Origin of the sequence: Sphingobium sp. B8D3A, assembly GCF_025961995.1 — a bacterium.
In the GTDB taxonomy this organism is placed as follows: Bacteria; Pseudomonadota; Alphaproteobacteria; order Sphingomonadales; family Sphingomonadaceae; genus Sphingobium.
In genome coordinates, this window is sequence record NZ_JAOQOS010000001.1 from 522,830 (window position 1) to 535,365 (window position 12,536).

The window sequence follows — 12,536 nt, forward strand, 5'->3', positions numbered from 1 at the left end:
TGTGGATTGGACTGATGCTCATGATCGCCACTGCTCAGCCTACTCCTCTTTGGGCGGACAGCGGCGAACTGGCCGCTGACGATACTCAACTTTTGCTGCTTGAGGTTGTCCTTGACCGGGCATCTTTATCGGATGCGCTTCCCGCACTTCAGGTGGGCGACGATATCGTTCTCATCCCCGTCGGCGCGCTGACGCGCCTTCTCGATCTGGATGTTCAGGTTTCACCGGCAGATGGGAGTTTGACGGGGCAGGTGGGCCAGGCTCGCCAGTCCATCTTCCTTGATATTGCGTTGGGTGAGGCGCGGGCGGGCACGGCGCGCATCATTCTGAAGCCGGGTGACGCGCTGCAAGACAGCGGCGACATCTACCTGACCGTTTCCCTGATGGAACGGCTGCTCCCGGTTCGAATGACATTGGATGTGTCGGAATTGACGCTCAATCTCGAGGCTCGAGAAAAGCTGCCCGTGCAGATGCGGGCTGAGCGGATGGCGCAGGGAGGGGGCATCGCGCATTCTGGCGCTGTCCTGGAGCCGGTTCTTTCGGTGGCGGCGCCAGCTGGCATGCTGTCTTTTCCCGCCTTCGATGTAACCATGGATTTGGGCTCCGATACGCGTGGGCAACCCTTTCAAAGGCGGTTCGACGTGCGGGCTTCGGCCGCACTCTTGAACGCCGGGTTTCAAGGTTATCTCGCCTCCGACGATCGTGGGAAGCCAGCTCTGGCGCGGTTGCTTCTTGAGCGGCGTGAGTCGAAGGGCGGCTTGCTGGGCCCCCTGCAGGCGACCAGTGCTTCCTTGGGCGATACATTCCTGCCGGCCCTCGCACTGGGCCCCAGAAGTGTTGCCGCGCGTGGTTTTGCGTTTTCGACCCGGCCTTTGGAGCAGGCGAGCATCTTCGAACGTGTCGATATTCGCGGCGAACTCCCGCGTGGGCATGACGTCCAGATTTATGTGAACGACATCCTGAGCGGTGCGCAGTCGACGGCGGTCGAAGGACGCTACGAATTTGACGATGTCCCGCTGGTTCGTGGCCTCAATGTCATCCGCATTGTGGATTATGGCCCCAATGGCAGCCGGACCGAGACCACCCGGGTCATTTCCGTCGGCAGTGGACAGGCCGCTCCCGGAGAACTGATTATCGACTTTGGCATTGGCGAGCAGGGCAAGACCCTCGTTGGCTTCGAAGGCTCGCAGGAGCCATCCGTGGGCGCTGGGCGGCTCGTCGGTACGCTGAATGTGCTGTACGGCTTTTCCGAAAGCTGGACAGGCGCGGTCGGTCTCGCGCGCTATTCGTCCACGCAGGATGCCGCGCGCTTCCTCCTCTCGGCCGGCGTGCGAGGTTCGGTATTCGGCCTGGCTGTTCAGGCCGATGCAGCGCGAGACAGTCTGAGCGGATATGCTGCTGCCGTGGGCATCGCGGGCAAGCCGTTCGGGATCGCATCGACGATACGACGCGCCGAATTCCGAAATGGCTTTGTCGATGACGCCGCCCCCCATGGTGGTGACGGGCGCGCTCTGCGATCTGGAACCGAAGCAACTTTCGACTTTGGCTTGAAGGCCGGAAACCGCTCGATCATTCCGGTGGCCTTGCGGATCGGTCAAGACGCCTATGTGGACGGACAGAGCGCCGTGTATGGGACATTGAACATGTCGCTTCCCGTTGCCCGTGCGCTGGTCTCTGCCAGCTGGGATTATAACCGCGTGACCGGGCCAGGGGCTCAGAACCGATTGACCGGAAATGTCTCGGCGTCTCTCAATCCGGGCTATGACTGGCAAGTTCGCGGCGGGTTTGACTATGATGTGCAGCCCTCTCTTCAGGCCCGATCCTTTAACTTGGCTGTCGACCGAAGCGTCGGAGAAGGCTCCTCCCTGCGGCTCGCGGCCGGACAATCATTTGTAACGACCTGGGATACGACGGCGGAAGCGGGATTGAGTGTCCGCTTGCCGATAGCCGATCTTACCTTCAGCGCGGATTATTCCAGACCCCGAGGGGACTGGAGCGTCGGCATCCAGCTAAGCTTCAGTCTGGCACCCAATCCATTGAGCAGGCGCTATGCTGTGCGGCGCTCCGGGGCGGCATCGGGTGGGAATCTGGCGTTCGAAAGTTTCTTCGATTCCGATGGCAACGGTCGACGAGATCCGGGCGAATTGCCTGTATCCGGGCTCAAGCTGAAAGGCGGGACCAGGGAGGAAGTCACCGACGCGAACGGCCGAGCGCTGGTGACCGGCCTGGGATATGGCCCCTCCGCCCGAGTCACGATAGGGCTGGATGATGTGGATTTGCCCTATGTCGCCGTCCCTCCCCAAATTGTGGAATTTGCGCCCGTCCGGGGCAAGGTGGCGGTGCTGGCTTATCCGTTCAAGCCGGTAGGGGAAGCGCTTGTCCACATCGTCTTGCGGCAACCGACTGGCAAGCTCGTGGGCCTGTCGTCCGTGCGCGCTGCGCTTGTGGGTGAGGATGGCACGCGGAAGGAGGCGGTTTCCGAGTTCGACGGCAGCATTTATTTCGAGAGCCTGCCTCCGGGCACCTATGATTTGGAACTCGATCGCGAGCAGGCCGGGCGGTTGGGCATGGCCATGGCCGCGCCGGTCTCCGTCATCATTCCGGAAGCGGGAGGCATGGCTCCGGACGCGAACGCAACCGTCATTTTCGAAGGGACAAGGCATTGAGACATGCGACCGCATCTGGGGCGGCGCGCAGCGCTTGGCCCACCAGGCAGCCGGCGCCGGTGCGGCGGCTGCGCACACTGGCAGCGACTTGTGCGGCAATGCTCTGGGTGGCGCTTCCACAAGGGTCGGCGTTGGCCCAGTCTTTCACAGTCAACACTATCACAACGAACACGCCGAACTTCGGCAATGTGGCGGCGGCGGCGAGCGGCGACACCGACTTCGCCATTACGACGAGCGGCGCGGTCTCCTCGGCGGCGGGCAGCGGGGGAAATATCGCCTCGGGCACCAAGTCGGCCGCCACCGTCACCATCCGGTGCTCGGGCGGCAGCGCGTGCACGAGCGCGACGGCGATCGTCCGCCTCTTTTCGCTGACGACGATCAGTGGCCGGGCTCAGAAAGTGAAGAACTTCACCGTGGCTTCCGGCACTGCAACGGTGGGCGCTGTCACCACGAATCCCGATGGCTCGATCACCTTTCCCCTGACCGGCTTCTCCTCAACGAGCAGCCGCACCTTCCTCGTTGGAATGACCCTGCCGATTCTTGGCGATAACGCCTCTACCAGTACGAGCGCGTCAGCCTCATGGGGCGTGGGCGTCGCGAAATCGCCGACAGTCCCGTCCGCATCTTCGCTTTCCCGAAACGCGATGGCGACAATTCGGAAGTCGCTGACCCTCACCAAGAGCAGCGATCTGGCGTTCGGCGCGATCCGACCGCCTGCGAGCGGCAGCGGCACTGTCTCGATCAGCAACGTGAATGGTGCCCGGTCCATCGGAACGGGAAGCCCCGTCCTGCTTCCCGGCCTCACCAGCGGTCGCGCGCAGTTTTCCATTGGCGGACAGGCAAGCACGGCAATCACGGTCACAACGCCGGGCAGCCTGACAATGAGCGGGAGCGGCGGGGGCACGCTCAGTGTCACACTTTCGCCATCCGCCAGCGGCGCACAGACGCTGAATACATCGGGCTCCCTCACGTTGGGCGTAGGGGGCACTCTCACGGTGCCGAGTAGCGCCGCCTCGGGAGATTACGCCGGCAGCTTTGCCGTTACGGTGAGCTATAATTGACGAGCGTCCTGTTGCGCCTCGGAAGCTGCCGCAGGGCTCGCTTGAATCAGCATCGATGTATCTATTCGCAGCAGTAGTAGCGCCCTATGGCCGACTTTGCCTGCGCGATGTCTCGCTCAGACGCCGGTGACCGGGCGAAGGCGTCTCGCGCTTCCTCGACGAGCCGCGCTTCTAGTGCGCGCAGATCGATCCCGGTGCATTGCCCTCCCTGAACGATGGGGCGACCGCCGATGAGCAGACATTCGACATGCTCGGCTCTGGCCCGTCCGAGCACAAGGCGAACAGGATCGGGATCAGGCATGATGCAATCGGCTGCCAGAACGCCGAAGCGAAGGATCAAAAGATCCGCATCCTGGCCCGCTGCGACCGCATGGGCGGGCGTCGCAGCAGTGCCGAGGATGGACTGCCTCCCCCAGTCGAAAACGCCTTTCAGGATTTTGCCGGGGTCCCGGCCCATGCCCCACTTCGTCTCGCGAGCGCCTACATGCCATGCCAGCCTCAGCTCCCGTAGCATATCCTCGTCGTCGTCCAGAGCCATGCCATCCAGCCCGAACGCGACACGCACGCCAGCATCGAGCAGACGGCCGATCTGAGGCATGCCCGACCGGAGACGCAGATTGGAGGAAAGGTTGACGCTCACGATGACGCCGCGTTCGGCGAGTAGCGCGATGTCGCGATCATCGAGCCAGATTGCATGTGCGACAGTGAGCTGCTCATTGAGCAGGCCCAGGCTGTCTAGCCAGCTCACGACCCCCCCCGGACAGTTGGCCCGCGACCAATCCCGTTGAAGCTCGGTTTCCAACATATGTGTGTGCACCCGTCGTCCGTCCGCTGCTGATGCACGCGCGATCGCCTCGAGCGTCTCGGGTTTTGTCCATTGCGGCGCCACCGGATGGTACTGAAGCGTGAAATAGTCGTGCTCGAGTGCCTTGGCCTGCTCGAACCATGAGAAATTCGTGGCACAATCCCGCATTCCATCAGCGGACGCGAGAATCCCCGCGCGCTGCTCTTCAGGATAGAAAGCGGCGAGACGGCCCAGATCGCCGTAGACTTGGGGGTTTCTGTCAAAGAACGGCCAGCCAAACCCGACACGGATTCCCACATCGCGCGCGGCCCGCGACACAGCCTCCGCCTCAGCGAGCAAGGCGTGCCCGTCCTGCGTATTGTGGCAATGGTTGACGGCGGCGACACCGCTCAACGCAATCCTGCCGAGCGCCACGACGGCGTTGAGCCAGGGATCGACTCGAGGGTGGCGGCGCAGGTCGGGCAACCAGCTTTCCAGAGATTGATCGGGCGCGCCAAAGGCGAGGGTCCGAAGGCCTCTGCCATGATCATGCGCGTTGGACAGTGCGGGCATGATCAGGCGCCCGGCCTCCTCCGGACTTAACGACTCCGCGGGCACCGGCTCGACCGTCAAGATCCGTCCTTCGGTGCCTATGCTGATCCGACTTGGTCCGAGCAGCGTGCCTTGCGCATCCACAAGGACGCGTCCCGCCAGCAGTGTCCGCAGTGTCATGACGGGTTTCCCATTCTGCCTGTGCTCACCCAAAACCCAACGGCCTTGATCTGCAATCACTCTAAAGCGCCTGGACGCTCCAGGCGGTGCAAAAAAGAGATCGCTCGACGCCGCTTGCAACAACGCCGGACCCTCCTCTTACACATTTAGCAACAGGTCGGTTCGCTTCTTGCAATGGTGCAGCGGGCAAAACTTTGTCTTGATGTGTGTGCGCCGGGGAACGCGGTGCCCAGAAATGCTGGTCAACAGCAGGGAGGTTACACGCGAGGACATCTGGACGGTGCGTGGCGCAAGAGAGGTTACTCGCAAGTATCGAGAAAAAGGGGTCGGAGTCATGTCTCTCATCAAGAACGAAAACGGGTCTACACGCAGCGGCCGCTGCACATTCAGCGCGCTCTCCATATCCTGCGCAGCCGCTGTCTTGGCCACGTGCATCGGCACGGCGCATGCTGCCGACGCCGCCGATGCTGCCGCAGCGGAGGCTGCTGACGATCAGGGCGTCATCGTCGTCACCGCGACGCGGCGCGAACAGGCAATCAACGAGGTTCCCCTCTCGATCACCAGCTACGACAAGCGCCTGATGGACCAGCAGGGCGTTCGCACGATCGACGACCTCTCCCGGCTGACCCCCGCGCTGAACTTCACGTCGAGCGCCGGTTCTACCGCCAATAATGGCAGCAACATCGCGATCCGCGGCCTTTCCTCGGACGTCGGCTCCGCCACGACCGCGATCTACATCGACGAAACGCCGATCCAGATCCGCAACGTTGGCTATTATGGTGGCAACCCTTATCCCCGGATTTTCGACCTCGACCGTGTCGAGGTTTTGTACGGCCCACAGGGCACCTTGTTTGGCGCAAGTGCGCAGGGTGGCGCGGTGCGCTTCATCACGCCGGAACCGAACTATGACTCGCTTAAAATTTACAGCCGCGCGCAGGTTTCCTTCACGCAGGAGGGCTCGCCCAGCTACGAAGCCGGTCTCGCTTTCGGAGCGCCGATCAGCGACAAGGTCGCCTTCCGCCTCAGCGGCTGGTATCAGGACACGGGCGGCTACATCGATCAGGTCGTGCACGGCACCGACGTGGTGAAGGCCAAGGACATCAATTCCGGCAACGCTGCCGTCTTCCGTGCTGCTTTGGGCATGAAGCCGACCGAGACGCTCACCATCACTCCGAGCTTCTATTATCAGCGCGTCCACACCCGCTCGCGCGATGACTTCTGGGAAGGCTACGGCCTGGCCGCAGAAAATGATTATCACAGCGGCGTCTACGCCCTCGAGCCGAGCACGGACACCTTCTACCTACCGGCCCTGAAGGTCGAATGGGAAGTTGCGCCCAATATCGACCTGATCACCAACACGTCCTACTTCGATCGCAAGCAGAAGCAGACGCTGAACTACGCGACTTATTTCTCGGTCCTGCGCTCGGGCAGTCCTTTCGGCACCTACGCCAACAAGGACCTGAACAACATGGGCGTATACCTGAACATGCGTCAGAAGAACTTCGTTCAGGAAGCGCGTCTGCAGTCCTACGAGAACGCGCTGCTCGATTGGACGGCCGGCGTCTATTACTCGAAGAGCAAACAGGAATTCGCCAACTACACTGGCTCTGGCCGTATTCCTGGCGTTCTGGTGAACGGCTTCCAGCAATATCAAGGCGTCTACAGCTATGTGAACCTGGTCGATGCCAAGGACGAACAGATCGCCGGCTACGCAAGCCTGGACTTCAAGCCGACCGACAAGCTGACGCTGACCGCCGCGATCCGCTACAGCCATGTTGATTTCGACTTCACCAACATCACCGATGGTCCGACCTCACGGGGCGTGCGCACCGTCACGACGGCCAGCATGAAGGAACACGCCTGGACGCCGAACTTCGGCATCTCCTACAAGTTCGCGCCCAACAACATGATCTATGCCTCGGCGACCAAGGGTTTCCGCCCCGGTGGTGCTCAGGCGAAGATCGTCAGCGACCTGTGCACGGGCGATCTTGCCACGCTCGGCCTGACCGAGAGCCCGACTGCCTATGAGTCGGATAACCTCTGGTCCTATCAGGCAGGCACCAAGAACTCGCTGTTCGGCGGTGCGCTCCAGGTCGGTGCCAGTGCCTATGTGATGAAGTGGAAGAACATCCAGCAATCCGTGCGTTTGCCGACCTGCGCCTTCTCCTTCATCTACAATCTCGGCAACGCCACGGGTAAGGGCGGCGAACTCTCGCTGGATCTGCGCGCGGCCCGCGGCCTGAACATCGGCGGCAACGTGGCCTATGTCGATCTGACCTATGACAGCGACGTGCTCGGCGGCAATGGGCTGGTGCTCAAGGCCGACGGGCAGCACATCGGCGGACCGGCCTGGACCGGCCGCGTCTATGGCAGCTACGAACGGGAGCTCAGCGCAGGTGTGGACGGCTATGTGCGTGGCGAATATTCCTTCGCCAGCCACACTTTCCGCGGCGCGGTGCCCGGCACCTATGGCTATGATGCCGGCCTGACCGAACTGCCCGGCCGCAACTTCGTCTCGGCCCGTGCCGGCGCGCGGTTCAGCGGCGTGGACCTTTCCGTCTTCGTCGACAATCTGCTGAACTCGAACGACCTGCTGGCACGCAATCACGACTCGGTAGGCTCGCCGCTCTACTACAACCAGACCTACCGCCCGCGCACGGTGGGGCTGACCTTCCAGTATCGCTACTGACGACAGGATTTGAGACGAAGGGCAAATAGCCCTTCGGGTCGCGCGACGGCGGGAGCAGCGATGCTTCCGCCGTTCTGCTTTGTTATGCGCGAAAGTCGTGGGCCGACTTGATCGGCGCAGGCGCGCTGGGCGCCTGCCTGGCAGAAATGGCGGGACGGGATGTATAGCCGAGGCGGTTCCGGCGCGCGACTGTCCTTCACCCAACGTGTCTCCTGACTGGAGGGGGCTAAGGGTGGGGCTTACGCCAAATTGCGCGCGCAGTAATCACGCGCAAAAGCGCGCTCGCGCGCCGGAAAAAGGGCTTATGAAGTCGCCCGCCGCTCAGTCGATATAAGCGTCCTTGCGCTGCTGGACTGGCCCGGGGTGCTGGATGCTTGCGCAGTTAGAGGCTGGCACATGGCCCTTGAGCAGATTCTGCGCGAAGGGGATGGAGTCGGCAGCCGAAACCGTGACGGCGGTGCTGTGGTCCTCACCCGGATAGGTGTGCCAATGGACCTGCGTCCCCGCCGCGCACATGGCGCGCACGGCGTTGTACTGTCCCTGCGTGCCGGCCATGTCGTCCGCAAGTCCGGTGCCAACGAACAGCGGGCCGGGGATGCGCCCATCGGTAAAGGCGAAGGCGGCGTCCATCTTGCTGTCGAGCGGCGCGAGATCCGCTGTGAAGACCGTCTGCCCGTCCTTGAGCCCCATCTCCTCCGCCTTGGCCATCAGGTCGCGCAGGCAGCCGTGCCGCGAAAGGCGCAGCAGCGGATAGCCCGCGGGCGTGACGAAATCGGCCGGATCAAGATCGGGATTGAGCGCGCGATCTGTGCCGGCGATGCGCAGCATGGCAAAGCCCGGGTCCATCGCACGGGGATCGGTCATCTTCTCGCCCTTTGCGGCCTGCCCGGCGGCCTCCGGCGTATCGAAGGTCATGACGAGGCCGGTCGCGACGGTGCCGAGCAGGTCTAGCTGTGGCGCATAGCTCTTTGCCAGATAGGCAGAGCCAATCGCCGCGCCCGAGCCCTGGGACTGACCGACGAGTACCACACGGCGCGACAGCACAGCGGGATAAGCGGCGGAGGCGGCGCGGGCGGCGTCCAGCACGGCATGCCCCTCGGAACGCCAGATGAGATAGGGGTGGACGCCATCTGTCCCCAACCCTTCATAATCGGTCGCGACGACGGCAAAGCCCGCCTCCAGCCAGCGCTGCAGATAGCCCTGATCGCGCAGCGACGTGCCATTCCACGAGGGCGCGCAGACATCGGCAAAACCGGTCGTGCCATGCGCCCACGAGACGAGCGGCCAACCACCCTTCGGTGCGCTTCCCTTGGGCAGGAATAGCATGCCCGAAACGACGATCGGCCATTGATCTCCCACGCCGCTCGTAGAGGAATAGAGGATGCGCAGTGCTTGGCCGCTTTCCGGCTGCCTGCGGTCCGCCGGCAACGGCTCTTGCCGCAGCATCTGGCCAGGTGCGGGGATTTCGCCGGTCCATTGATAGAAAGCTGAAACGCCGCCATCGCCATCGATGTCGCCCAGATCAACCGGGCTGGCAGTGTGCTGCGCCGTGTGTTCAGGCGCGGGCGCGGTCTCCTGTCCCATCGCCGGCCGGGCTAGCGCTACCAGGGGCAGTACGGACCACAGCGCAAGGCGAGCCAATCGATCTGATCGGTGCGAGGGCGCAGGGCGAAGGGGGCGGGTCATCATCGGCGGAGTCACTCCTTGTGCATCCTGCCGTTCTAACCTGCTGCGGGATAGTGTCGCGGGGGGATTGTGGCACCGGGGAGGTGCTGGCGGGGCAACGGGGTTGGCCCGACGCGGACAAATCCTTGCCTGACCGGTTGTCCGCTATTGGGTCTCGCGGAACGCTAGCGCTATCACTAAAAGTCGTTGGGAGCGCTCTTTGCCGATCTTCCCCGTAGGGTCTGAGTAGCGCCGCAGGTGCGTATCGAAGAGCCGTATTGAAGCATCGCAGCGCACGTAGCGGTCCTTCGATACGCCGCTTCGACAAGCTCAGCAGCTACTCAGGACGAACGGCGGGGCGTCCAGTCCGGTTTGGAACTCAGTCTTGCAAAAGCGCTGCCGGGATGATCGACAAACTGGACTCACCGCATCATCGATTGATCGGATGGTCCAAGCCTCAAAGCGTCGCGCCGCCGTCCACGACCAGTTCCTGCCCTGTCACGTTGCGGCCGCCGTCGCCGACAAGGTAAAGCACCATGGCGACGATGTCCGCCATCTCGCTGGGGCGATTGAGCGGGATGCCCATGTCGGCCACATAGGCTCGCAGGGCTTCCTCTTCCGACAGGCCTTTCAACTCGGCCATGGCGCGCCAATTGGCCTTCATGCGCGGCACGGCGATGGGGCCGGGCGCGACGTAGTTGACGGTCACGCCGTCCGGTCCCGCCTCCAGCGCCGCGCTGCGCGTGAGGCCACGCAGGCCCCATTTGGAGGCGGAATAGCTCGAGCGACCGGCCCGGCCGCGCATGCCGTGATTACCGCCGATATTGACGATGCGCCCATGCCCCGCTGCACGCATCACCGGCAGCAGGCGGCTCATGACGATGAACGGCGCCCGCAAATTGGTGGCGATGGTGTTGTCGAACTCTTCGATGCCAAACTCGCCGATGGGCGGTGACAGCGGGCCAGTGTGGCCGGCGGCATTGACAATGACGTCCACTGCGCCTTGCGACCAGCCCAGGAAGCTATCGAGCGCCGCCTCCAGCGCGGGCGCATCGCGCACGTCTGCGGTCAGCACCAGCGCTCGGTGGCCATTTGCGCGGATCTGCTCGGCGACATCCTCCATGGCGGCGGTGCGCCGTGCGACCATCGCGACATCATAGCCCTGCGCGCCCAGCGCCAGCGCGATCTCCCGCCCCGTGCCCGCGCTGGCACCGGTGACGAAAGCGATGGGGGTTCTGCCCGCCATCACTGCGCGTCCGCGAAGAATTTGCGCTTCGAGCCGGCCTGAATCTTGTAGATCGAGCTGCCGGCTCGCGAGGGGAAGGGCAGGCGAACATAATTCTGCTCGAAGCGCACTTCTCGCGTCGAGGGGCCGCAGACGAGGCGGGATTCATATTCGTCCCAATCCACCTTGTAGAAGAGCGGGAAGGCATCGCTGGCGGCATATTCATAGAAGAGAATGCGGCGCGGATCGCCCGAGCGATTCACGCTGGAGCCATGGAGCGTCATCGGATGGTGGAAGCTGACGGTTCCGGGCGGACCTTCGAGCAGCACTGCCTTCGCCATGTCGAAGTCAGCGGGATCGACCGCACCGCAGAAATAGCCTTCCTCGTCATGATGATCGAGCAGCGGCCCCTTGTGACTGCCGGGGATGACTTGCATCGCGCCGTTGGAGGCGTTCGCGCCATCCAGCATCACCGAGGCGACGCAGGTGGACATGTTGGTGTGCGGCGCGAAGGCCCAGTCCTGATGCCACTCCAGCGCGGCGCCGCCATTGGCGGACTTCATGTTGATCTTGGTGTGCGAGAGGCGCACGTTCGCGCCGATGATGCGGGTGAGGACCGCCAGAATATCCGCATTGCCCGCCTGCTCGGCATAATAGGGGTCGATGCGGTTGGGCTTCTTGATCCGCTGGATGGTGCGGTTGCCCCGAACGTCCGTGTCGAAATCGAACCAGGCGTCATCGCCCTCCACCGTCTCCGCCTTGGCGGCGACGCGGTCGGTGAGCGCGCGCAGATTGTCCAGCACCGGACCCGCCAGCAGGCCGGGCAGGACGACATAGCCGTTTTCGTAATAATCGGAGACGATCTGATCGATGTTCATGAGGGTCAGTCCTTGGGGAGCGGCAGGTCTGTGACGACCATGTGCGCCTTGTGGTGCGTGATGCAGAGCGGCAGACGGGCGTTGCGCACGGCATTCTGGCCCGTCGCGCCGCACGCCCAGAAGACCGGCAACTCGCCGGGGTTCAGGGTCGTGAGGCCGTGGCCGCCATAGCTGTGCGAAAGATCGGCGATCCCCAGATCGCCAGGCAGGCCGAGCGAAACCGGCGCGCCGTGACATTGCGGGTAGCGGGCGCTGAGCAGCGTCGCGCGGATGGCATCGGCGGGGCTGAGCGCGCGCATGGAGACAATGAGCTTCCCACCGAACGGGCCGACGGGGGTCGTCTCGCGATCCGTCTCGTACATGGCCGAGACATTGCCCTCATCGAGGTGGCGCAGGCGTACACCGGCGCGCTGAAGAATGGCTTCGAAGGAGAAGGAGCAGCCAAGCACGAAGGCGACGAGATCGTCCGCCCAGACGGCAGAGGCATCGCGCGGGGTCTCGACCAACTCGCCATCGCGGAACACCATATAGCCGCCGGTATCGCGGGCGATGTCGAGATCGTCGGCGAGCGCGGGGAGCGCACGGACGCCCGGCTCGCTGCGGCCGAGGATCGGCAGCGCTTGGGCGTTGGCGCGGCAATAGGCCTCGAAATCCTCCGCATAGGCCGCCGGGACGGCGACAAGATTGCCCTGCATGAAGTCGCGCGCGACGTGGTTGGTGAAATCGGTGAATGCCCCCGCGCGGATCGCACGCCGCACGGCGCGCGGATCGGCGCGGTCGAATGCGGGCGTGGACGCCCCTGCGGAGAGGGCTTGGGTCATATTTGCTCTTTTACG

8 protein-coding genes are annotated in these 12,536 nt (G+C 63.5%); 3 read left to right on the forward strand and 5 right to left on the reverse strand.

The window, feature by feature from the left end:
* Positions 1–14: 14 nt before the first annotated feature.
* Positions 15–2,666, forward strand: coding sequence for a hypothetical protein (locus tag M2342_RS02575; protein ID WP_264577913.1), 2,652 nt, complete (start codon positions 15–17; stop codon positions 2,664–2,666).
* Between the two features lie 131 nt (positions 2,667–2,797).
* Positions 2,798–3,727, forward strand: a complete 930-nt coding sequence (locus M2342_RS02580) for a DUF4402 domain-containing protein (protein ID WP_264577914.1) — start codon at positions 2,798–2,800, stop codon at positions 3,725–3,727.
* 61 nt (positions 3,728–3,788) lie between these two features.
* Here the strand turns inward: M2342_RS02580 and M2342_RS02585 are convergent, their stop codons facing one another.
* Positions 3,789–5,243, reverse strand: coding sequence for an amidohydrolase family protein (locus M2342_RS02585; RefSeq protein ID WP_264577915.1), 1,455 nt, complete (start codon positions 5,241–5,243; stop codon positions 3,789–3,791).
* Positions 5,244–5,664: 421 nt separating this feature from the next.
* Here M2342_RS02585 and M2342_RS02590 point away from each other — a divergent pair, with 421 nt between their 5' ends.
* Positions 5,665–7,932: a TonB-dependent receptor gene (locus M2342_RS02590; RefSeq protein WP_264577916.1), complete on the forward strand. Its 2,268-nt coding sequence runs from the start codon at positions 5,665–5,667 to the stop codon at positions 7,930–7,932.
* Positions 7,933–8,253: 321 nt separating this feature from the next.
* Here the strand turns inward: M2342_RS02590 and M2342_RS02595 are convergent, their stop codons facing one another.
* The 4 genes from M2342_RS02595 to M2342_RS02610 form a co-directional block, all read right to left on the reverse strand.
* Positions 8,254–9,516 (reverse strand): lipase family protein, encoded by a 1,263-nt coding sequence (locus M2342_RS02595; RefSeq protein ID WP_264577917.1) that lies wholly within the window; start codon positions 9,514–9,516, stop codon positions 8,254–8,256.
* Positions 9,517–10,054: 538 nt separating this feature from the next.
* Positions 10,055–10,843 carry an SDR family NAD(P)-dependent oxidoreductase gene (locus M2342_RS02600; RefSeq protein ID WP_264577918.1) on the reverse strand — a complete coding sequence of 263 codons (789 nt, stop codon included), beginning with the start codon at positions 10,841–10,843 and terminating at the stop codon, positions 10,055–10,057.
* The gene (locus tag M2342_RS02605; protein WP_264577919.1) at positions 10,843–11,700 is read right to left on the reverse strand and encodes a phytanoyl-CoA dioxygenase family protein; all 858 of its coding nucleotides are present in this window, start codon (positions 11,698–11,700) and stop codon (positions 10,843–10,845) included. The genes M2342_RS02600 and M2342_RS02605 overlap by 1 nt, the downstream gene beginning before the upstream one ends.
* Before the next feature lie 5 nt (positions 11,701–11,705).
* Positions 11,706–12,521: a D-glutamate cyclase family protein gene (locus M2342_RS02610; RefSeq protein WP_264577920.1), complete on the reverse strand. Its 816-nt coding sequence runs from the start codon at positions 12,519–12,521 to the stop codon at positions 11,706–11,708.
* Positions 12,522–12,536: the final 15 nt, after the last annotated feature.

Excerpts from the sequence above, each read along its gene's own strand:
- M2342_RS02610 (WP_264577920.1), bottom strand. The coding sequence starts at position 12,521 with ATGACCCAAGCCCTCTCCGCAGGGGCGTCCACGCCCGCATTCGACCGC.
- M2342_RS02605 (WP_264577919.1), bottom strand. The coding sequence starts at position 11,700 with ATGAACATCGATCAGATCGTCTCCGATTATTACGAAAACGGCTATGTC.
- M2342_RS02575 (WP_264577913.1), top strand. The coding sequence starts at position 15 with ATGCTCATGATCGCCACTGCTCAGCCTACTCCTCTTTGGGCGGACAGC.
- M2342_RS02585 (WP_264577915.1), bottom strand. The coding sequence starts at position 5,243 with ATGACACTGCGGACACTGCTGGCGGGACGCGTCCTTGTGGATGCGCAA.
- M2342_RS02600 (WP_264577918.1), bottom strand. The coding sequence starts at position 10,843 with ATGGCGGGCAGAACCCCCATCGCTTTCGTCACCGGTGCCAGCGCGGGC.
- M2342_RS02595 (WP_264577917.1), bottom strand. The coding sequence starts at position 9,516 with ATGGGACAGGAGACCGCGCCCGCGCCTGAACACACGGCGCAGCACACT.